19 protein-coding genes are annotated in these 21,124 nt (G+C 56.6%); 15 read left to right on the top strand and 4 right to left on the bottom strand.

Going from position 1 to position 21,124, the window contains the following annotated elements; all coding sequences use genetic code 11:
* Window positions 1-15 precede the first annotated feature (15 nt).
* Window positions 16-1,467 (bottom strand): aldehyde dehydrogenase, encoded by a 1,452-nt coding sequence (locus tag G565_RS0122035; protein ID WP_028672710.1) that lies wholly within the window; start codon window positions 1,465-1,467, stop codon window positions 16-18.
* A gap of 433 nt (window positions 1,468-1,900) precedes the next feature.
* Between G565_RS0122035 and G565_RS25565 the strand changes: the two genes are divergently transcribed.
* Window positions 1,901-2,797 (top strand): helix-turn-helix domain-containing protein, encoded by an 897-nt coding sequence (locus tag G565_RS25565; protein WP_051208441.1) that lies wholly within the window; start codon window positions 1,901-1,903, stop codon window positions 2,795-2,797.
* Window positions 2,798-3,093: 296 nt separating this feature from the next.
* Here the strand turns inward: G565_RS25565 and G565_RS0122025 are convergent, their stop codons facing one another.
* On the bottom strand, window positions 3,094-4,035 hold the full coding sequence (locus G565_RS0122025) for an AEC family transporter (protein ID WP_028672709.1): 942 nt from the start codon (window positions 4,033-4,035) through the stop codon (window positions 3,094-3,096).
* Between the two features lie 73 nt (window positions 4,036-4,108).
* Window positions 4,109-4,783 carry a TetR/AcrR family transcriptional regulator gene (locus G565_RS0122020; protein ID WP_037341139.1) on the bottom strand — a complete coding sequence of 225 codons (675 nt, stop codon included), beginning with the start codon at window positions 4,781-4,783 and terminating at the stop codon, window positions 4,109-4,111.
* A 238-nt stretch (window positions 4,784-5,021) separates the two neighbouring features.
* Here G565_RS0122020 and G565_RS0122015 point away from each other — a divergent pair, with 238 nt between their 5' ends.
* The 5 genes from G565_RS0122015 to G565_RS0121995 all read left to right on the top strand — a co-directional run bounded on the left by G565_RS0122015 (window position 5,022) and on the right by G565_RS0121995 (window position 10,688).
* Window positions 5,022-6,029, top strand: a complete 1,008-nt coding sequence (locus G565_RS0122015) for a DctP family TRAP transporter solute-binding subunit (RefSeq protein WP_028672707.1) — start codon at window positions 5,022-5,024, stop codon at window positions 6,027-6,029.
* Window positions 6,030-6,115: 86 nt separating this feature from the next.
* The gene (locus G565_RS25560) at window positions 6,116-6,613 is read left to right on the top strand and encodes a TRAP transporter small permease (protein WP_051208439.1); all 498 of its coding nucleotides are present in this window, start codon (window positions 6,116-6,118) and stop codon (window positions 6,611-6,613) included.
* On the top strand, window positions 6,610-7,881 hold the full coding sequence (locus G565_RS0122005) for a TRAP transporter large permease (RefSeq protein WP_028672706.1): 1,272 nt from the start codon (window positions 6,610-6,612) through the stop codon (window positions 7,879-7,881). Before G565_RS25560 ends, G565_RS0122005 begins: the two co-directional genes overlap by 4 nt.
* A gap of 57 nt (window positions 7,882-7,938) precedes the next feature.
* Entirely contained in the window at window positions 7,939-9,825 is a 1,887-nt protein-coding gene (locus G565_RS0122000) for a bifunctional sugar phosphate isomerase/epimerase/4-hydroxyphenylpyruvate dioxygenase family protein (protein WP_028672705.1), read from the top strand.
* On the top strand, window positions 9,822-10,688 hold the full coding sequence (locus G565_RS0121995; RefSeq protein WP_028672704.1) for a shikimate dehydrogenase family protein: 867 nt from the start codon (window positions 9,822-9,824) through the stop codon (window positions 10,686-10,688). The genes G565_RS0122000 and G565_RS0121995 overlap by 4 nt, the downstream gene beginning before the upstream one ends.
* A 14-nt stretch (window positions 10,689-10,702) precedes the next feature.
* Here the strand turns inward: G565_RS0121995 and G565_RS0121990 are convergent, their stop codons facing one another.
* Window positions 10,703-11,947: a LysR family transcriptional regulator gene (locus G565_RS0121990; RefSeq protein WP_028672703.1), complete on the bottom strand. Its 1,245-nt coding sequence runs from the start codon at window positions 11,945-11,947 to the stop codon at window positions 10,703-10,705.
* A gap of 330 nt (window positions 11,948-12,277) precedes the next feature.
* Here G565_RS0121990 and G565_RS0121985 point away from each other — a divergent pair, with 330 nt between their 5' ends.
* The 9 genes from G565_RS0121985 to G565_RS0121945 all read left to right on the top strand — a co-directional run bounded on the left by G565_RS0121985 (window position 12,278) and on the right by G565_RS0121945 (window position 21,094).
* Entirely contained in the window at window positions 12,278-13,300 is a 1,023-nt protein-coding gene (locus tag G565_RS0121985) for a TRAP transporter substrate-binding protein (RefSeq protein WP_028672702.1), read from the top strand.
* A gap of 74 nt (window positions 13,301-13,374) precedes the next feature.
* Window positions 13,375-13,902: a TRAP transporter small permease subunit gene (locus G565_RS0121980; RefSeq protein WP_028672701.1), complete on the top strand. Its 528-nt coding sequence runs from the start codon at window positions 13,375-13,377 to the stop codon at window positions 13,900-13,902.
* Window positions 13,899-15,185 carry a TRAP transporter large permease gene (locus G565_RS0121975; RefSeq protein ID WP_028672700.1) on the top strand — a complete coding sequence of 429 codons (1,287 nt, stop codon included), beginning with the start codon at window positions 13,899-13,901 and terminating at the stop codon, window positions 15,183-15,185. The genes G565_RS0121980 and G565_RS0121975 overlap by 4 nt, the downstream gene beginning before the upstream one ends.
* Before the next feature lie 99 nt (window positions 15,186-15,284).
* Window positions 15,285-15,974 (top strand): 4-carboxy-4-hydroxy-2-oxoadipate aldolase/oxaloacetate decarboxylase, encoded by a 690-nt coding sequence (locus G565_RS0121970; protein ID WP_028672699.1) that lies wholly within the window; start codon window positions 15,285-15,287, stop codon window positions 15,972-15,974.
* Complete coding sequence (locus G565_RS0121965) at window positions 15,967-17,010, top strand: 4-oxalomesaconate tautomerase (protein ID WP_028672698.1); 1,044 nt, start codon at window positions 15,967-15,969, stop codon at window positions 17,008-17,010. The genes G565_RS0121970 and G565_RS0121965 overlap by 8 nt, the downstream gene beginning before the upstream one ends.
* 212 nt (window positions 17,011-17,222) lie before the next feature.
* Window positions 17,223-18,101: an amidohydrolase family protein gene (locus tag G565_RS0121960; RefSeq protein ID WP_211227258.1), complete on the top strand. Its 879-nt coding sequence runs from the start codon at window positions 17,223-17,225 to the stop codon at window positions 18,099-18,101.
* Between the two features lie 49 nt (window positions 18,102-18,150).
* Window positions 18,151-19,065 (top strand): DUF1932 domain-containing protein, encoded by a 915-nt coding sequence (locus G565_RS0121955; protein WP_028672696.1) that lies wholly within the window; start codon window positions 18,151-18,153, stop codon window positions 19,063-19,065.
* Entirely contained in the window at window positions 19,062-20,012 is a 951-nt protein-coding gene (locus G565_RS0121950) for a Gfo/Idh/MocA family oxidoreductase (protein WP_028672695.1), read from the top strand. The genes G565_RS0121955 and G565_RS0121950 overlap by 4 nt, the downstream gene beginning before the upstream one ends.
* Before the next feature lie 167 nt (window positions 20,013-20,179).
* On the top strand, window positions 20,180-21,094 hold the full coding sequence (locus tag G565_RS0121945) for an RDD family protein (RefSeq protein ID WP_028672694.1): 915 nt from the start codon (window positions 20,180-20,182) through the stop codon (window positions 21,092-21,094).
* Window positions 21,095-21,124: the final 30 nt, after the last annotated feature.

Below are 21,124 nucleotides of genomic sequence, written 5' to 3'. Positions count from 1 at the left end.
CCGGGGTGAGCACTATTAAAATGGATAATGGCGCTCCCCTGCCTGGTTCGTAATCCAGCGCAGTTCGGTAAATTCAGCAATGGCCGCCTTGCTGCCGAAGCGTCCGTAGCCGCTGTCTTTAACGCCGCCAAATGGCATTTGCGCTTCGTCCTGAACGGTAGGTCCGTTGATGTGGCAGATACCACTGTCAATGCGTTTGGCAACGGCCATCGCCCGGTTGTAGTCCTGGCTGAAAACCGCCGCCGAGAGGCCGTAGTCGCTGTCGTTGGCGATGCGAATGGCGTCTTCTTCATCCTGGGCACGAATGATCGACAACAGCGGCCCGAACGACTCTTCCTTGTACACCTGCATTGAGCGGGTAACCCCGTCGATCAGAGTGGCGTTCATAAGAACCGTGTCAGACTCCCCGCCGGCCAGAATGGTGGCGCCTTTTTTCTCGGCGTCGGCGATCAACCGGTTGAGTCGATCCAGCGCTGCCTGGTTAACCACAGCCCCCAAAATCTCGGACTGCTTTTCGGGAGGTGCGGCTTTGATCGTCTTGACCTTGGCCGCCAGTTTTTCAACGAATTCATCGGCAATGCCGGGCGTGACAATCAAGCGCTCGGTCGACATACAAATCTGGCCCTGGTTCATGTAGGCGCCAAAGGCGGCGGCATTCACGGCAGCGTCCACATTGGCATCGTCGAGTACCACCATGGGTGCCTTGCCACCCAACTCCAGCAACGCTGGCTTCAGTTGTTCCGCGCAGAGTTGCGCAATGATTCGTCCGACACGGGTCGAGCCGGTAAAATTAACGCGCCGCACCGCCGGGTGCTCGATCAGTGCTTTGACAATATCGGGGGCATCTTCCGGAGCATTGGTGACCATGTTCACAACACCGGCCGGTGCACCGCCTTCCACCAACGCCTCAACAATCAGTTGGTGGGTTGCCGGACAAATTTCAGAGGCTTTGAACACCACGGTATTGCCGCAGGCAAGTGGCATGGCGATTGACCGGACACCAAGAATGATCGGGGCGTTCCAGGGTGCAATGCCGAGCACGACACCCACCGGCTGGCGCACGGCCATGGCCGTCATACCGGGCACATCAGACGGTACAATTTCGCCGGTTAGCTGGGTGGTCATCGCGGCCGCTTCGCGCAACATGGACGACGCCAGGTGAATGTTGAAACCACCCCACATGGGTGTCGCGCCCATCTCCTGCATCACGGTTTGCGCGGCTTTGTCAGCTTTTGCTGCCAGACAATCCGCTGCTTTCAATAAAACGGTACGACGCTCATTGGGCGACATTTCCGACCAGACCGGGAAGGCCTCTGCTGCTGCATCGGCCGCTGCTTTTGCATCGGCAACACTGGCGGCTGCAGCACGGGTGACGACGTCACCGGTTATTGGGTTTTTGCATTCAAACACACGATTGTTGTGCGCCTGCGTTGGCCGGTTGTTAACCAGCATGGCAACGTCAAACATGGTGCGATCCTCAACTTATTTTTTTATTGGATCGAAGCATTACCAGGGAGGCTATGAACAATTCACGCGAGGCTCTGCGGGAGCCAAAACGTTTTGCCACAAGGCGCACTTCGCAGCGCAATGGCCTTAGCCCTTGTCAAGAAGTGCAACGCCGGGGCAGGACGTTTTGGACCCGCCCTGCGGGTGGTGCGGCATTCCGACTTTCCGAGGAACCTTGCCACTTCGTTGAACTCATTTGAAAGGTCTAGACCTTCCGGCATGCGTTCGCCTCGCGGCAAGGTCCCTCGGATAAGCCAGAGCTCCGCGTGAATTGTTCATAGCCTCCCAAGCTTTGATGAGTGAACAATAGTCAAAAGCCGGACAGGGTGAAACTGCTTTGCATTGCACTTTTACTACAAAAAAATGTACATTAACCCAACGAAGAGGTTAATAAATGAACGATTCCACGCTGCAACTCCCCATTCAACGGCATCTGGACCTGGTAGATATCAGCTATCCCAGGTCCACCCTGACCTGGACGGCACCCAAGCAGGACTGGCGTCATTTCGCGCAATGCATCCTGCTGTTATCCGGTCGTGGGAAGGTGCGTTTCAAAAGTGAGCATCTCGAATTGTTGGCGCCAACGTTGCTATGGTCGCCTGCCGGAATGATGCTGGGCTGTGACTTTTCAGCGGGCAGTCACGGCGAGTTGTTGACGGTGTCTGAAGACTGGCTGATCCCGGCTGTTAGCCGTACGCTTGACCCGAAGGTACCCTTTCGTTCAATGGCCGATGCCCTGCATGAGGTTCCACTGACGAACCCTGCTCTGCTGGATCGGCTGGCACCTTGTTTCAGTGCCATACGGTCTGAACTCGCCGACAATGAACCCGGCGCCCAGTCCGTCGTCGCCGCGCAACTGACGACCCTGCTGGCACTCATCCACCGACAGCAAATCGACCAGGCAACAGGGCCGGAAACGGATGTCATTCATTCAACGTTATTTCAGCGTTTTCTGGGGTTGATCGAACTGCATTTCCGCGACCACTGGAAGGTCGCCGACTATACGCACCACATGGGCGTCAGTGAGCGACGCCTGGAATTTGCCTCACAGCGGGATGTTGGCAAAACGCCGAGCATGATTATTCAGCGCAAACTAATCAGCGAGGCGTGCCAGCGTTTGGCGCACTCTCCTCTATCGGTCGCCGAAGTTGCCTACGGACTGGGCTTTAAAGACCCGGCTTACTTCAACCGGTTTTTCAAACGGCACATGGACGATGCCCCCGGCACCTGGCGACGAAAGATACGCAAAGAGGCGCCCAGTGAAGACACCACCTTTGCGGCGTGGCCGTAAGAGAAAAGGTGAGAGCTGGGAGCGACTGGCACGGGCTATATTTAACCAACTAAACGCTCCCTCTCCCGGCGCACGGGAGAGGGCTGGGGAGAGGGTTCTCTTCTGGTTTCACAGCATGCCAATTGAAACCACAGCAGTAACGGCTGCGCCGCTCCCCCTCTCTCTAACTCTCTCCCCCGGGGGTGGAGAGAGGACTGTTGGTGCAGCGCTGCGAGCGACTGGCACGGGCTATATTTAACCAACTAACCGCTCCCTCTCCCGTCCCGCGGGAGAGGGCTGGGGAGAGGGTCCACCTCTCAAAAAAGCAGCGTCAGCACCACTGATATCGTAAAGAACGAGGTCAGCGTCGCCACCACTAGGGTTGCCGCAAAGCGGCTGGGGTCGAGGTAATTCCCTGCAACAACCGGGTAAATACTCAGCATGGGCATGGAAGCGGCCAGTATGGCGATTACCTGCAACTGCCGGTCAAAAGGCGGTAGCAGGAAAACCATCAACGCAACCAGCAAGGGATGAATACACAGCTTGCCCACGGTGACCCAGCTAATTTTCCAGAGCTCGCCTTTGACGCTGATCCCCACCAGGGAACCCCCGATAACAAACAGGGCAACACCGGCCGAGGCATTCGCCAGAAAATCCAGGCCGCTGGATACCACGCCTGGCAGGCCGAGCCCTGACAGGCTGTAAAGCGTGCCAAATACAATCGCCAGCAAAATCGGCTGAGTCACCAGCCGCTTAATAAAACGGGTGAATACCTGGCGGGTACTGCCACCTTCAGACAGCGCTCGTGACAGTTCCAACACCATCAGTGCCAATGGCATGATCAGTAGGTTCTCTACCAGCAGTGTCATGGTGAATGCGGCAGCTGGTAAGGTTCCGAACACCTGCAATAAAACCGGATACCCGACAAAGGCACTGTTGCTCAGGCTCATGCCCAACCCATTCAACCCGGCTTCTGCCGTGGTTGTTTTTGAGACACCTTTTGAAAACGCAAACCCAATCAGGTAAGCCAACAACGAGCCGACCCCATAGGCGATCAGATAAAAGGGCGTCATGGCATTGAGAATGGAGGTGCTGGTCAGGGTGGTAAAAATCAGCGCTGGCAAGCAGAAATACAACACAAATCGTCCCATGCCAGGTATGACAGACCTGGGCATCAGTTCCGTTCGTACGGCCAGATAGCCGATGCCGATGACCAGAAAAATGGGGACGATGATATTAATGACAGACACGTCTTGCATGAAAGTGGCTCGCCTTAGCGGGAGGGTTTCAGACAGCAATAAAGAAGCCCCTGCCAGTTCTCAGAAATGACAGTTACTCCTTCATGCATTCGGGTTTGACAACATACCGCAACACCATATCAATCACATGGCTGGCGAGTTTTTCCTGATTGGACGCTGCGTTCTGATCCCAGTTAAAAATCCGAGAAAACGTGTAGCGATTAGAAACATTAAAGAAAGACAAAGCACTGATGAGCCAATGTAATTCAATGGCCTCCAGGCCCGGTCGAAAAAGACTCGCTGCCAGGCCACGCTGGTACACGTTCTGCAGCTCATCCACCGCGCCGGCGTTGAGCGACTGAATCAGATCAGACTGCTCAATGAAACGGCCATGATGAATGTTTTCAATCATAACCATGCGGATAAAGTCGGGGTTCTTTACGTGGTGTTCAAAGGTAAATGCCACCAGCTTACTCAGCGCTTCTATGGGTTCCAGGTGGTCCAGTTCGAGCTCACCTTCCTGCTGTCTCACTTGCTGGTAGGAGCGTTCCAGCGCGCTCAGGTAGAGCGTTTCTTTGTCCTTAAAGTAATAATAAATCATCCGTTTAGACGTTTTCGTTTTTTCAGCGATCTCGTCAATGCGCGCCCCAGACAACCCTTTTTCTGAAAACTCCCGCGTCGCAACCCGCATGATATCGGCCTGTACCCGAACCGGGTCGTTCTTGCGACTGCGCTCTTTTCCTTTTGCTGCCACCCTGGTTGTGGTCATTCTTTTTATCCTCACCCGATGCAATGTGGCCAGTATGCCATAGGTTGACTGAACGTACCATTTCGTACATTATGAAATTGACGACCCCGAACCGCTTGCCACAACGGCGTTTCAGGCAAGTCACGACTCAGGCATCAGCAGAGATTGACAGCTGACGCCAACGCACACTGTTGCAAACGACCCGATTTCCACTACACACCAAGAATAGGCAACACGACAACAACAAGAGGAAGTAACCATGAAGCGCTTATCCATTCAGGCTACAGGCCTGGCTCTCGCCATGATTACCGCAGGTGCACTGTCCGCTGAAAACCTGCGTTTTGCCCATGTAGACCCGAACGACTGGACGACCTCCAAAAAAGGCGCCGCCGGTCAGGTGTTCAAAAATCTGGTAGAAGCTGAAACCGACATGACGGTCGATCTTTTCCCGGCCGGTTCGCTCGGCAGTGAAGACGATCTGGTGCAAGGCACTCAGGACGGCACCATCAGCATCTCCATGGTCTCCGGCTCATATGCCAACTACTGTGCCGCCGCTGCGGTAACCGACATCCCTTACACCTTTCCATCAGCGCCCGTTGCCTGGGAAGTGATGGATGGTGAATTTGGCCAGGCATTGGCCGAACACTGCCTGGAACAGACTGGCCTGCGTACCCTGGCTTACGGTGAGACCGGTTTTCGCCACTTCACCAACTCGGTTCGACCCATTGCCTCGCCTGCCGACATGGAAGGCCTGAAATTCCGGGTACAAACAATTCCTTTGTACCTGGAAATGGTGCGCGGCCTGGGTGCAGAGCCACAGGGCATTGCCTGGGGTGAAGTGCCAACGGCTCTGGCCACTGGTGTTGTAGATGGCCAGGAAAACCCGATCTCGGTAATTTACGGCAACAGCTTCTACGAGTTCCAGAAATACCTGACGCTGGATCGCCACGTCTACGGGGTTGACCATATCCTGATCAACGACGAGCTGTTTCAATCGTTGCCAGCCAGTGACCAGGCCGCTCTGCAACGCGCTGCCGTTGTGGCGGGTACCGTCGGTCGTGCCATTCAGCAATTCGGTTCCGCCGAAGGCGTATCAAAGCTGATTGAAGAAGGCATGGAAGTGACCCAGCCGACCGATGCGCAAATGGCCGAATTCCGCGCCGCAGCTCAACCAGCGGTTCAAGCCTATCTGCGCGGCGAACTGGGCAGCGATGCCGAGTGGATCGACCGCCTGGCTGACGCGGTAGACAGCGCCACCGCCAACTAAGCGAGCGGGCGTTCTCCAAACCCGGTCGGATCTGAACGCCTGGATCCGACCGGTGCCTCTTCTGTTACCTGTCCGGGGTCTGTGTCATGTCCGATACCCTCCGCCTGCTTCGACGTCTGCTGATCGGTATTAACGGTACCGGCGCGGGCTTGATGATGCTGGCTGTTTTCACCATTGTGTTCTCCAATGCGTTTTGGCGCTATACCGTCGGTCGGTCGTTCAGCTGGGGCGAAGACCTGGCCATTTACGCGATGATCTACGGCATTATGTTCGGCGTGGCTCTGGCTTACTTGCAGGACCGTCATGTACGGTTTTCCATCGTCGTCGATTTACTGCCTGCCTCACTCAGGCACTACAACCTCATTCTGATTGACGTTCTGGTACTGGCCGTCGGCATCGGTTTTGCCATTTCAGGCTACGAATTTATCGACAGCCGCGGCAGCCGCAATTCCCCCAGCATCGGTTTGCCACTGGGCCTGTTTCAATTCTCTACGTTGATGGGTGGCGTGCTGCTGTCTGTCTCAGCCTTAACCATGGCCGGTTGCCGGTTGCTCGGCATGACCGAAGCGGAGGCTGATGCATGATCTACGCCCTACTGCTTATCACCCTGATCATCGGTGTGCCCTTTGCCTTCGTTATTTTGGGTACCTTGCTGGTGTTTATGGCCGGTGCCGATTTCCCCTACCACATTCGCATAGTCGCCCAGCAAGCTTTTGGTGGTTTGAGCTCCTTTCCATTGCTGGCAGTACCGCTGTTCATTCTGGCCGGTGAAGTCATGAACGAGGCGGGCATTACCCGCCGCATCATCGCACTGGCCAATGCGCTGGTCGGTCGCATGCGCGCCGGTCTGGCCCAGGTTAATATCTGGGCTTCGGTGATGTTCGCCGGTCTGTCCGGGTCTGCGATCGCCGATACGTCTACGCTGGGCCGGGTGTTTATTCCGGAAATGGAAAAAGAAGGGTACCCGCGTGACTTCGCGGCCGCACTCACTGCGGCGTCGTCGGTTATCGGGCCCATCATTCCGCCCAGTATTCCGGTGATTATTTACGCGCTGACGGTATCCGGCGTATCGGTGCCCGGTTTGTTTATGGCCGGCATCGTTCCCGGTTTGCTCCTGGCAATGGGCCTGTCGATTTACGTCTTCTTTTTCGCCGGTCACTTCGGCACCCGCAAAACTCATGCACCCGGTACCCGTCGCAAAGCCGTATTCAATGGCCTTATTCCGCTGTTCATGCCCGTGGCGGTTATTGGTTCTATTTTGCTTGGCATCGTTACGCCGACAGAAGCGGCCTCCTTCGCCGTGGTCTATGCGCTATTTGTAGGCCTGGTGCTGTACCGCTCTATTCCCGTACTGGCGCTGCCCCGTATTTTTACCCGCGCTATGCGCGACAGTTCAGTGATCATGATCATTATGGGTGCGGTCTCAGCGGCGAATTGGCTGCTCACCTACAACCGCGTTCCCAACATCATTACTGAATGGGTATTAGCGACCATCGACTCGCAAGTCATGTTCCTGATTGCCGTCATGCTGTTGCTGTTACTGGTCGGACTGGTGCTGGAAGGCATCGCCGCCATTCTGGTGTTGGTGCCAATACTCCACCCCATAGCAGTCGGGCTTGGTATCGAACCATTGCATTTCGCGATTCTGGTGATTTTCAATCTGATGATTGGCCTGATCACACCACCGGTAGGGCTCTGCCTGTTTGTTGCCGATTCGGTCGCCCGGGTCGGGCTGTCGGCCATTGTGCGTCGGCTGTGGCCGATGTTGCTGGTCGAAATTGCGGTCCTGATCGTCATCGCCTTTGTGCCTGACCTGGTGACTTTCCTGCCCAGAATCACCGGCTACCTGTAACCCGGGTTTGATCCACAGTCCGGCCTGTCGACAGACGAGGCCGTTTGGAGCGTAACCATGTATTCATCCATAGCAACAGTGTGCCTCAGCGGCGCACTGCACGATAAAATAACCGCCATCGCTGCCGCTGGCTTCAAAGGCATCGAGATTTTCGAGAACGACCTGACGGCATTCAACGGTACCGCCCGCGAGGCCGGTCAACTGATACGTGACCGGGGTCTCGAACTGGTCACGCTGCAACCTTTTCGCGATTTCGAAGGTCTTGAAAGCAAGGATCGTCAGCGGGCCTTCGACCGGGCCGAGCGCAAATTCGACCTGATGGAAGAGCTCGGCACCGACCTGCTAATGTGCTGCAGCTCGGTTCACCCCAATGCCAAACCGGGCATTGCCCGGGCCGCAGACGACTACGCTGAGCTGGGTGATCGAGCCGCCAGGCGCGGCCTGCGTATTGCCTTCGAAGCGCTGGCCTGGGGCACTCACATTCACGACTACCGCGACAGCTGGGAAGTGGTTCGCCGCGCCAACCACCCGGCCGTCGGCCTGGTGCTGGATACCTTTCATATTTTCTCCCGTCAGACTGAACTCGAGACCATTGCCAACATACCCGGCGAGCGGATTTTTCTGGTTCAAACCGCCGACGCACCGCGCCTGTCGATGGACCACCTGTCCTGGAGTCGTCATTACCGCTGCTTCCCCGGTCAGGGCGAATTACAGATGCAGCAATTTATGGAATTGCTGAGTGAGACCCGTTACGACGGCGCCCTGTCTCATGAAATTTTTAACGATGTGTTTCGCATGGGCCATTCCGACCAGACCGCCCGCGACGGCATGCACTCATACCGGCTGTTGCGCACCATGGCCGACAATACAGCCTTGCCTGCGCCACAACCGGTGGAACGACTCGCGTTTATTGAAATCGCCATCAACCCGGACCGCGCGGACGTATTACGCACCGATTTGAGCGCACTTGGCCTGCGTTGTGTGGGCAAACACGCCCGGGTCGCGGCCGAACGCTGGGCCATGAACGACCTCAATGTCGTCGTTAATACCGAGCGCGATTTTGCCGGTCGGGTACCCGGTCGTGAAGCCACCTCGGTCAGCGCGTTCGGCGTCCAGGTCGACAACGCCTACCAGGCGATCAAGCGCGCCAAAGCGATGGGTTACGATCTGGTTGAACCAAAGGATGTAAACGCCAGCCACGACATGACAGCAATGCGTAACATTGACGGCTCGCTGGCCTACATTGTCGATGCGTCACAATTAAGCCGGGTCTGGGATACCGAGTTCACGGTGGATGCACAACTGATACCGGAAGGGCCGTTGCTGGATGTCGACCACCTGAGTCTGTCGCTGTCGTATCACGATTATTTGTCGGTAATGCTTCAATACCGTTCTGTGTTTGCGCTGGAACCAACGGCGTCTTTTGACGTCACCGATCCGAGAGGGCTGATTCAGAGCCAGGTGTTACACAACAGCGGCGACGCCAGCCAGAGCCAGCGTTTTCGACTGGCACTGAATGCCAGCGCCTCACCGGACACCACCAGCAACCGCCTGGTTAAAAAAGTGGGGGGCTCGGGTGTGCAGCACATTGCCCTGCGTACCCGGGATATGACGGCCACGGTCGCTGGCCTTGCCCGGGCCCACACACCGACACTGCCCATTCCAGTGAACTATTACCGCGACTTGCTGGCACGGTATGAGCTCGGTGAATCCGAGGTTCAGTGGATGCAGGATCACTCGGTGTTGTACGACGAAGATGCCAGCGGCGAGTTTCGCCAACTGTATGTTCGGCCCGATCATCAATCCTTCTTTTTTGAACTGGTGCAACGCGATGGCTATCTGGGCCTCGGCGCGCCGAACGCATTCGTCCGTGCCGCCGCCCAGCAACAAGCGGATGCCCTGGCCAACCCGTCTGCAGACACCGATGGAGACCCCACACCATGAAACTGGCATTGATTGGCGAGGGCATCGCCAAATCCCAATCACCCGATCTGCACCAGCGGCTGGGTCGACTGGTTGGCATTGACACTCAATATGACCTGGTCGATTCACTGGGCGTTGACGGTTTTGACTTCCCGGCAACGGTGGCGCGCCTTCGTCATGAAGGGTATCGGGGTACTAACGTGACCTTTCCGTTCAAGGAAGCGGCCAAAAACCTGGCCGATACCCTGAGTGAGGGCGTTCAGCGAGTCGGGTCATCCAATACACTGGTGTTCGAGAACGGCCGGATACACGCGCAGAACACCGACTACAGCGGCTTTATCAGTGCCTATCGTCGCCAGTTCGCCGACCGGCCAGCGGGCTCTGTATTGTTGATTGGTGCCGGTGGCGTCGGTCGAGCGGTGGCCTGTGCACTGGGTGCCTTGGGAGTCACCCGGTTGTTTCTGGTAGAACGTGAACAGTCTCGCGGTGAATCGCTGAGCCGGGACCTTAACGCCCAGGGCATTGCCACCCAAACCCTGACCGCCGACGAAGCCGAAAGCCGCATGACGCAGTTTGACGGCGTGGTCAATTGCACCCCGGTCGGGCACATCAATCACCCGGGCTGCCCGATTCGAACCGACCGCCTGAACGACCGTCAATGGGTGTTCGATGCGGTCTATATTCCCGCACGAACCGATCTGTTGATGGCAGCCGAACAACACGGCGCAGCAGCCCTCTCCGGGGTTGATCTGTTTGTCTTCCAGGGCATCGATGCGTTCCGGTTTTTCGCGAGCAACCAAACCCCGACCACAACCATTGACGCGCAAGTCACTTCAGTACGTGATCACTATTTCAAGCAACTGGTGCTCAACAGCGCAGGTTGATGCGGGGCACTGAGCTAACGAATAATGCGCGTATTGCGGGCCAGCGACTGCGCCAGTGACCGGACAATGGAGATGAACAAACTCTGGGTCGTCGTCGGTTGCCAGTCTTTGCGCGTCGTGATGCCAATCGGCCGCTCTACCGGGGGCATGACAACGTTCAATACGGTTAAAATGCCTTCCTGCTGCTCATGTTCGATCTGATGACTGGAAATGAACGTCAGTCGGTCACTGCCCAGCAGCAGCTCGCGAATAACAATCTGTGAGCTGCACTCGATTACCCCCCTGAGCGCTGCCGGGTCCTGAGCCGCAACCATTCGGTTAAACAGCACCCGGGCCGGTGTGCCCTCGCGGGGGACAACCCAGGGGTAGCCGTGAAGGTCGTCGAGGGTCAATGCGCCACGCCCGGCCAACGGATGGTGTTTTCGGGCGACCACTGAAATCGGGCTGGTCAGCAACTGCTCCTGCTGGATGTCCGAGCTCGGCGCCGGATCGCGCAGCGCGCCGATCAGTAAATCCAGCTCACCGTGCAGCAGACGGTTCAACAAATCGTCGTAAGGCCCTTCCAGGACATCGAGCCGAATTTCCGGCTTCAACGCCGAAATGCGGTTAACGGCCGCTGGCAATAAAAACGTTCGGGCAAGCGGCATAGACCCAACGCGGATCAGAGTCGAATCTGCCCCCTGCATTTCCTGAACTTCGAACAACCCTTGCTCAAGCTCGCGCAGCCCCAATAGGGCGTAACGCGCCAGACGCAGGGCAGCGCGGGTCAGGCTGATGCCAATACTGGTTTTTTCGAACAACACCGCGTTCAGCAGATCTTCCAGTTCACCGGCTGCCCGGTACACCGCCGGTTGGGAGATACCCAGAGCCCGGGCCGCGGTGCTGTAGCTGGTCGCCGTTTGCAGCGCCAGCAAAGCCCTGAGATGGGCATTGGTTATCTGATCGGAAGGATGAACGGACGCCCGCACGCCCTCCTGCTTGCGATCGGCAATGCGCACCGTTTCACGTGTACCCGTGCGCAAGAACGCCATGCACCGGTCGACCCGATGTACCAGCAATTCACCGGCGTCGGTCAGATACATGCCATTATGGCGGCGCACAAACAACGCAATGCCCAGCCGTGACTCAAGCTTGCCGATCGCCTGGGTAACCGCCGATTGAGACAGGAATATCCGCTCGGCCGCCGCGCTGACGCTGTGCGAGCGCGCCACTTCGCTGAAGGCCCGCAAATGCCGTAAATTGGGGATATTATCGAGCATTGGCGGTCTCCCGGTCACCTGAAATGTTACATAAGTTTAACCAACTTATAACATAAACTAATACCTTGTTAAGGAAAACTAACTGGTTCAACCGGGTCAGGCTGTTAATACTGGGATCAGTAAGGTTGCAGATTGCCTGACGTTCAGGCGAAATTCAGGATATGGAGTACACTCTGTGCCAAGAGTCGGCCACTGTCCTGTCACTTCTGAACAGTGCCAACTGGAACTTGCAGTAGTCTTGCAGTTAGAAGCCGCCTGGCCGGAAATACCGGCCGGATACCCTGGCTCCCCGGAGTCGGAGTATTACAAAAACAACGAGGTAACTGAATAATGCTTAAGCACGTTAAGACAACATCCCTGATTGGCCTGATGGCCCTCTCTGCCGCTTCAGTACAGGCAGAAGAAGTCACTCTGCGCGTTGGCCACCTGTGGCCAGCAGTCGCCGCGGCACATACCGATGTGGTTCAAGCCTGGGCTGACGCCGTCGAAGCAGACTCCGATGGCCGGATCGAAGTGCAGGTATACCCAAGTGGTCAGCTGGCTGCGCCGCCGGCTCAATATGATGCCGTTAAGAACCGCATTATGGATGCCACGGCAACGGTACAGGGCTACACCGCGAACCGTTTCCCGCTGACCCAGGTGGTTGAACTGCCCGGCGTTTCAGACAGCGGCAAGCAAGGCGCTTGTATCCTGCAAAACCTGATGGACGAAGGTCACATCGACAGCGAATACAGCGACACCCAGCCGATCTTCATTTTCACCCACGGCCCCGGCGGTTTTCACGTCTCCGGCACCAGTATCGAATCGCCTGAAGACCTGCAAGGTCTGCGCATTCGTCGCCCAACCACCGTAGTGGGTAACATCCTGACTGAACTGGGTGCTCAGCCGGTCGGCATGGCCGCACCCGAAAGCTACACCTCCATGCAGCGCGGTGTTATCGACGGTGTTGCCCTGCCCTGGGAAGGCGCTCTGTCTTTCCGCTTGAACGAACTGTCTGATTCGCACACTGAAATCGGCGGTCTGTACACCCTGGCGTTCATTCTGACCATGAACGAAAGCGTTTATAGCAACCTGTCGGCTGAGAACAAAGCGGTCATCGATGCCAACTCTGGCATGGACTGGTCAGTAAAAGCAGGCGAAGTGTTTGATGCACAGGACGTTGCCGGTCGTCAGCAAGCCGTCGATGCCGGTCACGAGATCATTCAGATCGAAGGTGGCACCAGCAACCCAGCCTGGGCTCCGTACATCGAACGTGCCAAAGAAACCTACCTGTCAGACCTGGAAGGCCGTGGCCTGCCAGCACGTGAAGTCTATGAACGCGCGTTGGAATTGCGTTCGCAATGTGAAGTCTAACCGACTTCCAATCAGTGCCTTACGCCCGGAGTGGGTGTAAGGCACTGCCTTCCTGTTTCCCTGGAGCGATCCCTGTGCGTAACCTGATTGACTGGATACGAAAGCTTTCACTCGGCTTCAATATCATCGGTGGGACGGCCCTGATCCTGACCATGGTGATCGTGCTGATCGAAATTCTGACCCGAACCATCTTCGGCCTGACCGGCGGTGCTGTCGACCTTACCTTCAACGGCAGCTTTGAACTGGTCCGCCACGGCATGATGATTACCTTTGCCTATTCAATGCCCTACTGTCTGGCCCGGGGCCAGGTTGTGGTCGATATTTTTACCGATCGCTGGCCCAATCGGGTCAAGGCATTTTTCTCTGGTATCTACACCCTGCTATTCGGAATTTTTGGATTCCTGATGACCTTTCGCCTGGTTGAATCTGCACACGCTGCACTGCAATCGGGCGAGACCACTCAGGATCTTGCGTTGCCCATGACCACTATCTATTACATCGCCGCCGTCGGCATGTTTATGCTTGGGCTGCGCGGCTTTGCCATTGCCTGGGAGGAGATTTTTATCAAAGACGAACCTCTGACAGCAGGTGAAACACTATGAGCTCCCAACTGATCGGTTTTGTTTGCATTGCCGGGATGCTTGGCATGATCGCTTTGCGTATGCCCATTGCCCTGGGCATGGCAGTTGCCGGCTTCGTCGGCTTTGGCTGGATTGTCGCCTTTGACCCGGCTATCTCGATCCTGGAAAGCGGTGCCTTCGAAACTATTTCCAACTACGACTTCAGCCCGATTCCGATGTTCATCTTCATGGGGGTACTGGCGTCCAAGGCACGCATGTCGGCTGAACTGTTTCACGGCGCTAAAACACTCTTTGGTGCCTGGCGCGGTGGCATGGCGCTCGCCGCAGTGACATCCTGCGGTATTTTCTCCGCCATTTCCGGTTCATCGCTGGCCACGGCTGCAAGCATGTCGAAAGTGGCGCTGCCGGAGATGAAAAAGAACGGCTATGCCGATTCCCTGGCCACCGGCACCCTCGCCGCAGGCGGTACCCTGGGCATTATGATTCCACCGTCCATTGCGCTGCTGTTGTATGGTCTTTTAACTGAGCAGTCGGTTGGTGACATGTTTATTGCCGGTATTATTCCCGGCTTTATGGGCCTGTTGCTGTACATGGCGGCCATTGCGATCACGGTGAAAATCTTCCCACACCTGGCCACGCCCGGTGAAGCGACAACGCTTCGCCAAAAGCTGTCTGGACTCAAAGGCCTGATTCCGTTCGGCGGCATTTTCGCCTTAATCATTGGCGGTATTTACGGCGGTATTTTTACGCCCACCGAAGCCGCTTCTGTCGGTGCTTTTGGTGCCCTGATCATTGCACTGTACCGGGGCATGAACTGGAAAGACTTTGTTGACGCCGTGGGTGAAACACTGGTGGTTTCCACGATGATTTTCTTCATGGTCATCGGCGCCGAAATCTTCAGCGTCTTCCTGTCGGTGTCGCAAGTCTCTAACAGTCTGGTCAATACGGTAACGGCGATGGAGCTGTCACCCTTTATGATCCTGCTGTGCATTCTGGCGCTGTACATCGTGCTGGGCATGGTGATGGACAGCATTGCCATGTTGCTGCTGACGGTACCGGTTGTTTATCCGCTGGCCATGGCCGCTGGTTTCGACCCGATCTGGTTCGGCATCGTGACCGTGATCACCGTAGAACTGGGTCTGATTACTCCGCCCATTGGCATGAACGTTTTTGTCATCAATTCTGTTGCCAAAGACGTACGCATTACGTCCATTTTCAAAGGGGTGATCCCCTTCGTGCTGTCCGACATCGTGCGCCTGGCGCTGATCATCGCGTTCCCGGTACTGGCGCTGGGCTTGCTGTAACGTTTTTTACCCAGGGGCTGATACCGAGCCCCTGCAAAACAACACAGGCACCGGGGCACACTCTATCAGCCCCCGATGCAATGAACTCTGGAGGCTGCTATGTCTACTCTGACCCACCCCAACGTGGTGGTACAAAACATCGAACGCGCCGATCAGGCCATCATCGACGGTCTGGCTGAATGCGGCGTGGCAACGGTTCACGAATCCCAGGGTCGCAAGGGCTTGCTGGCCGACTACATGCGGCCCATCTATAAGGGCGCACAGGTAGCGGCTTCAGCCGTAACCATATCAGCACCACCCTGCGATAACTGGATGGTGCATGTGGCCATTGAACAGGTAAAACCCGGTGACATTCTGGTACTGGCCCCGACATCTCCCTCCAATGCCGGCTACTTCGGCGACTTGCTCGCCACGTCAATGCAGGCACGCGGTGGTGTTGGTCTGATCATCGACGGTGGCGTACGCGACACCAAAGATCTGACCGAGATGAATTTCCCGGTCTGGTCAAAAAACGTGTTTGCACAGGGCACGGTTAAAGAAACACTGGGCTCGGTTAACGTGCCGGTGGTCTGCGCGGGAGAGTTGGTTAACCCGGGTGACATCATCGTTGCCGATGACGACGGCGTTTGTGTCGTACGACGCGAAGAAGCGGCTGAAGTGCTGAAAAAATCCCGTGAGCGCATGGCCAATGAAGAAGCCAAACGACTGCGACTGGCGGCCGGCGAACTTGGCCTCGACATTTACAGCATGCGCGAACGCCTTGCTGAAAAGGGACTGAAATATGTCTGATGTCGCTTGCATGTGGATGCGCGGAGGTACATCCAAGGGCGGCTTCTTTCTGGCAGACGACCTGCCGTCCGACACCGCCAAACGCGATGCGTTTCTACTCGGTGTCATGGGTTCACCCGACCCCCGCCAGATCGATGGCATGGGCGGTGCCGATCCGCTGACCTCCAAGGTTGCCGTGGTCAGAAAATCCGATCGGGAAGACTGCGACGTTGACTACCTGTTCTTGCAGGTCTACGTCGACCAGGCCCTGGTATCCGATGCTCAGAACTGTGGCAACATGCTCGCGGGCGTTGGCCCCTTCGCCATCGAACGCGGGCTGATTGATGCAACGGGCGACGATACCGATGTACGCATCTTCATGGTTAACACCGGCCAGGTCGCCGTCGCCAATGTGCAGACCCCCGGCAAACAGGTTGTTTACACCGGTGACGCCACCGTCGACGGTGTGCCCGGCACGTCTGCACCCGTACTGATCACCTTCAAGGACACCGCCGGTTCCAGTTGCGGTGCTCTGTTGCCCACCGGCAATGCCTACGACACAGTAGAAGGCACGCGCATTACCTGCATCGACAACGGCATGCCTTGCGTCATCTTGCGGGCCCGTGATTTCGACATCACCGGCAACGAGACTCGTGAAGAACTGGACAGCAACGACACACTGAAAGCGCGTCTTGAAAAAATCCGTCTGCAGGCCGGCTACCTGATGAACCTGGGCGACGTCACGGACAAAACCGTCCCCAAGATGACGCTGGTAAGCGCGCCCACCAAAGGCGGTGTTCTTTCTACAAGAACGTTTATTCCACACCGCTGCCACGCCTCTATTGGTGTGCTCGGCGCGGTCTCGGTTGCTACGGCCGCTGCTATTGAACACAGCGTTGCAAACGAAGTGGCGAAGTTGTCCGGTGATACCATGGCGATTGAACACCCGATTGGTGAAACCACGGTCGTGTTGTCTCGTGACGCCAAAGGTGAAATAGAAAGTGCCGCGATACTGCGTACCGCGAGAAAATTAATGGATGGCCGGGTTTTCGTTTAACCACCTGACAAAGGGTCGGGCGCTGGCTTTCTAATAAGGGGGTGTTCGCAGTATGGATCGGTCCGACGCCTCGGCTGCGACCAAGGCTACAGGGATGTATTGAGTGGGCGGCACCCCGCCCGACCCCGTTTGGGAAGGCAGCGTCCTACCCGACCCCATGCCACCCTGTTAACCACGACTGCATACCGAAGGCGCAGTCAGGAGATTACAACATGACCATGAGCGAAGGCTATTTGCCGTTTCATTCAGACCCAAAAAAGCCGGATTACAAAGCGCCCGACGGTGCCGTTGACGCGCACTGCCATGTGTTTGGCCCGGCCGATCAGTTTCCCTATGCGCCCGAGCGCAAATACACGCCCTGCGATGCCGGTAAAGACCAGCTATTTGCCTTGCGCGACCACCTGGGTTTTAGCCGCAATGTGATCGTTCAGGCTTCCTGTCACGGCAAGAATAACGATGCTCTCGTGGACGCCCTGGTTACCGCTGGCGACAAGGCTCGTGGTATTGCCTTTGTTGGCAAAGAAGTGACCCATGAAGAATTGAAAAAAATGGACGATGCCGGTGTTCGTGGCGTGCGGTTCAATTTTGTTAAACGCCTGGTCGACACCACGCCCTGGGAAGATTTTCTGGAAATCGCCGAGAAGATCAAACCCTTTGGCTGGCACATTGTCGTCTATTTTGAAGCACCCGACCTTGAAGGGCTGAAACCGTTGCTGGCCAAGTTTGATACCACCATTGTGGTCGACCACATGGGCCGCCCGGATGTCAGCAAGGGCGTCGACAGCGCCGAGTTCGCCTCCTTCGTGAACCTGCTCGCCGACAACCCGAACATCTGGACCAAGGTCAGTTGCCCGGAACGTCTGACCATCGACGGACCGCCGTACACCGATGTGATTCCGTTTGCCCGCAAGCTGGTCGAGACCTTTCCCGACCGTGTGCTGTGGGGTACCGACTGGCCCCACCCGAACATGTCGTCGCACGTACCGGACGATGGCCAATTGGTGGATGTGATTCCTCACATCGCACCGACCGACGCATTGCAGCAAAAACTGCTGATCGACAACCCAATGCGCTTGTACTGGGAAAGGTAACTGTACTGGGAACGTTGATAGCAAACGACTGAAGCAGCAGGAGACGCGCATGAACACTACCGACCTCAAGCTTTGCTTTATTGGCTTTGGCGAGGCCGCCGAAGCCTTTTGGCGCGGTATGGATCACAGCCCAGTCGGTTCTGTGAGCAGTTACGATCGTCTGACCGACTCACCGGGCTCTGATGCACAACAAGCCATGCAGGCGCGTTGCCACGAAATGCAGGTACCCGACTGTGACAGTTTGGCAGCAGCGATCAGTGACGCTGATGTGGTTATCTCTGTGGTTACTGCCGATCAGGCCTTTGCAGTCGCCGAAGCGGCCTCGCCGCTATTAAAAGCAGGCGCGTTGTTTCTCGACTGCAATTCCTGTGCGCCTCAAACCAAGCAGGCCTCATCCCGAGTGATTGACGCCGCTGGCGGCCGCTATGTCGATGTCGCGGTGATGGCACCGGTCAACCCCGGCAAAAACCGGACGCCTCTGTTGCTCAGTGGCGATCATGTCGATGCGGCGAAAACCCTGCTCGACGCACTGGCGATGAACGCGACCATCGAGCCAGGGCCGGTAGGCACAGCCTCATCGGTCAAGATGGTGCGCAGCATCATGGTCAAAGGTATGGAAGCGCTCTTCGCCGAGTGCGTTCTGGCGGGTCGACTGGCGGGTGTTGATACACAGGTGCTGGCGTCACTGGAACATTCGCACCCCGGTTTCGACTGGGAAAAGCGCGCTGGTTACAACCTCGAACGCATGACACAGCATGGCATTCGACGCGCCTCCGAAATGGAAGAGGTGTGCCATTTTCTGAACCACCTGGGCCTTGAAGAACCGTTGTCGGCGAGTACCGTACGCTGGCAAAACCGCCTGGGACATTCGGGCATCGTTGCAGACCCGGCAAACTATGCCGACACGACCGATGCCATGATCAAGACCTTTAAACTCACTCCCATGAAGGAGGTTCAATCATGAAGATTTGTATCGCCGGTGCCGCCGGTGCCTTTGGCATGAAGCATCTTGATGCCGTTAGCAAGATCGACGGTATTGAAGTCCTCTCGGTTGTCGGTCGTGATGCTGACAAGAACGCGGAGTTCGCTAAAAAGCACAACATCCCTCACGCCTTTACCGATCTCGACGAAGCTCTGGCTCAGCCCGAACTCGATGCGGTTATTCTGGCAACCCCGACTCAGGTTCACGCCAGCCAGGCAATTGCCTGTTTGAAGGCAGGCAAGCACGTCATGGTCGAAATCCCGATGGCCGACAACATTGACGACGCGCGCGAACTGGTCAAGGTTCAGAAAGAAACCGGGCTGGTCGCCATGGCTGGCCATACCCGTCGTTTCAACCCGAGCCACCAGTGGATTCACGACAAGATCCAGAAAGGTGAACTCAAGGTTCAGCAAATGGACGTACAAACCTACTTCTTCCGCCGCAGCAACAAGAATGCGCTGGGGCAGGAACGCAGCTGGACCGACCATTTGCTGTGGCACCACGCCTGCCATACCGTCGACTTGTTCCAGTATCAGGTCGGTGAGCGCGCCAGCAAACTGCAAGCGCTGCAAGGCCCGATTCACCCGACCCTCGGCATCGCGATGGACATGAGCATTGGCATGAAAGTGCCCAGCGGCGCGATTTGCACCCTGTCGCTGTCGTTCAACAACGACGGTCCCTTTGGCACCTTTTTCCGTTACATCTGCGACAACGGGACCTACATTGCCCGCTATGACGACCTGGTCGATGGCAATGAAAACCCCGTAGACCTCAGCGGTGTCGCGGTATCGAACAACGGCATTGAACTGCAGGACCGTGAGTTCTTCGCGGCCATTAAAGAAGGCCGGGAACCCAACGCCAGCGTGGCTCAGTGCCTGCCGGCGATGGAATCACTGAATACCCTCGAGCAGTTGTTGGAAGCCGAATAACACACCTCTGGCCAGGCCTGCCTGGCCCTGTCGCTACCGGAGCTGCCAGTCAGGGGGCTCCGAATTCACCTTCGTGCATCACCCCCGGAGCGATGTATCGTCCGGTCTGCGTATTCATTCAAATCAGGTATGATACGACCCTGTTTTCTGTTTCAGGTTGTCCGTACATGCTTGCGTCCCCCAACTGGCTGAGTAGCCTGTCCCGCCGAATCGGCGCCCTGGTCATTGATGCCGCCGTACTGGTCTCGGTCGGTTTTGTGCTGGGCTGGGTGTTTGAATCCTATTTTGTTGAATTGTCCGTCTGGGCACGTGCCATCGGTTTTGTCATAGCCCTGCTGTATTTCGGCCTGCTGAACAGCGAACTGAACGATGGCCAGACCATTGGCAAACGACTGCTGGCCATTCGGGTGGTGAACGTGCGCAACGAAAGCATCAAGCTGGATGTCGCTTTGCTGCGCAGCCTGATTCTTATTGCGCCCTTTTTTATACAGGGGTCTGGCTTGCCGAATGCCCTGTTGCACAGTTTCTGGATTTATCCGGTGTCGCTGATGCTGTTTGGTGGCCTGGTATCCATCTTTTACCTGATGGTGTTCAACCGTGGTACCCGCCAGGGCCCACACGACTGGATTTGCCGGACCTTCGTCGTGAATCTTGAAAGCGACCCGCAGCGGCCAGAGCCAATATGGCTGGGTCACGCGGTGATGGTGGGGTTTGTTCTGGTGCTGTCCCTGGCCCTACCTGCGGCGGTGCAACAATCGAATATTGCCGAACCCCAGCCCGACCTGGACCGAAGTGCAGCCCAGCTGATGCAACTCGACCTCGTCAACCATGTGCAAATAGCCCGGGTAGACTCCGAGCGGGGTGACATCGAAAACCGCTTTACCAGTGCACAGATCATGTTGACCGAGAATCGGGTAGACGACGAGGCACTGGCACAAACCATCGCCAGTCAGTTACTGCAAGGCAACGATCGCATTCGCACACAGGGACCGCTGATGATCAACCTGACCTACGGATTTGATCTGGGTATTTTCAGCAGCTGGGACAGCCAGATGCATCGGTTTAATGCGCCGGAGCTGTGAGCTGTGAGCTGTGAGCTGTGAGCTGTGAGC

This window comes from Saccharospirillum impatiens DSM 12546 (assembly GCF_000423605.1).
GTDB lineage: Bacteria > Pseudomonadota > Gammaproteobacteria > Pseudomonadales > Natronospirillaceae > Saccharospirillum > Saccharospirillum impatiens.
This window is presented reverse-complemented; position numbering and strand designations above follow the sequence as displayed.

What these genes read in the sequence shown, in the direction of transcription:
- G565_RS0122035 (WP_028672710.1), bottom strand. Translation starts at nt 1,467, where the DNA reads ATGTTTGACGTTGCCATGCTGGTTAACAACCGGCCAACGCAGGCGCAC.
- G565_RS25565 (WP_051208441.1), top strand. Translation starts at nt 1,901, where the DNA reads ATGAACGATTCCACGCTGCAACTCCCCATTCAACGGCATCTGGACCTG.
- G565_RS0122025 (WP_028672709.1), bottom strand. Translation starts at nt 4,035, where the DNA reads ATGCAAGACGTGTCTGTCATTAATATCATCGTCCCCATTTTTCTGGTC.
- G565_RS0122020 (WP_037341139.1), bottom strand. Translation starts at nt 4,783, where the DNA reads ATGACCACAACCAGGGTGGCAGCAAAAGGAAAAGAGCGCAGTCGCAAG.
- G565_RS0122015 (WP_028672707.1), top strand. Translation starts at nt 5,022, where the DNA reads ATGAAGCGCTTATCCATTCAGGCTACAGGCCTGGCTCTCGCCATGATT.
- G565_RS25560 (WP_051208439.1), top strand. Translation starts at nt 6,116, where the DNA reads ATGTCCGATACCCTCCGCCTGCTTCGACGTCTGCTGATCGGTATTAAC.
- G565_RS0122005 (WP_028672706.1), top strand. Translation starts at nt 6,610, where the DNA reads ATGATCTACGCCCTACTGCTTATCACCCTGATCATCGGTGTGCCCTTT.
- G565_RS0122000 (WP_028672705.1), top strand. Translation starts at nt 7,939, where the DNA reads ATGTATTCATCCATAGCAACAGTGTGCCTCAGCGGCGCACTGCACGAT.
- G565_RS0121995 (WP_028672704.1), top strand. Translation starts at nt 9,822, where the DNA reads ATGAAACTGGCATTGATTGGCGAGGGCATCGCCAAATCCCAATCACCC.
- G565_RS0121990 (WP_028672703.1), bottom strand. Translation starts at nt 11,947, where the DNA reads ATGCTCGATAATATCCCCAATTTACGGCATTTGCGGGCCTTCAGCGAA.
- G565_RS0121985 (WP_028672702.1), top strand. Translation starts at nt 12,278, where the DNA reads ATGCTTAAGCACGTTAAGACAACATCCCTGATTGGCCTGATGGCCCTC.
- G565_RS0121975 (WP_028672700.1), top strand. Translation starts at nt 13,899, where the DNA reads ATGAGCTCCCAACTGATCGGTTTTGTTTGCATTGCCGGGATGCTTGGC.
- G565_RS0121970 (WP_028672699.1), top strand. Translation starts at nt 15,285, where the DNA reads ATGTCTACTCTGACCCACCCCAACGTGGTGGTACAAAACATCGAACGC.
- G565_RS0121965 (WP_028672698.1), top strand. Translation starts at nt 15,967, where the DNA reads ATGTCTGATGTCGCTTGCATGTGGATGCGCGGAGGTACATCCAAGGGC.
- G565_RS0121960 (WP_211227258.1), top strand. Translation starts at nt 17,223, where the DNA reads ATGACCATGAGCGAAGGCTATTTGCCGTTTCATTCAGACCCAAAAAAG.
- G565_RS0121955 (WP_028672696.1), top strand. Translation starts at nt 18,151, where the DNA reads ATGAACACTACCGACCTCAAGCTTTGCTTTATTGGCTTTGGCGAGGCC.
- G565_RS0121950 (WP_028672695.1), top strand. Translation starts at nt 19,062, where the DNA reads ATGAAGATTTGTATCGCCGGTGCCGCCGGTGCCTTTGGCATGAAGCAT.
- G565_RS0121945 (WP_028672694.1), top strand. Translation starts at nt 20,180, where the DNA reads ATGCTTGCGTCCCCCAACTGGCTGAGTAGCCTGTCCCGCCGAATCGGC.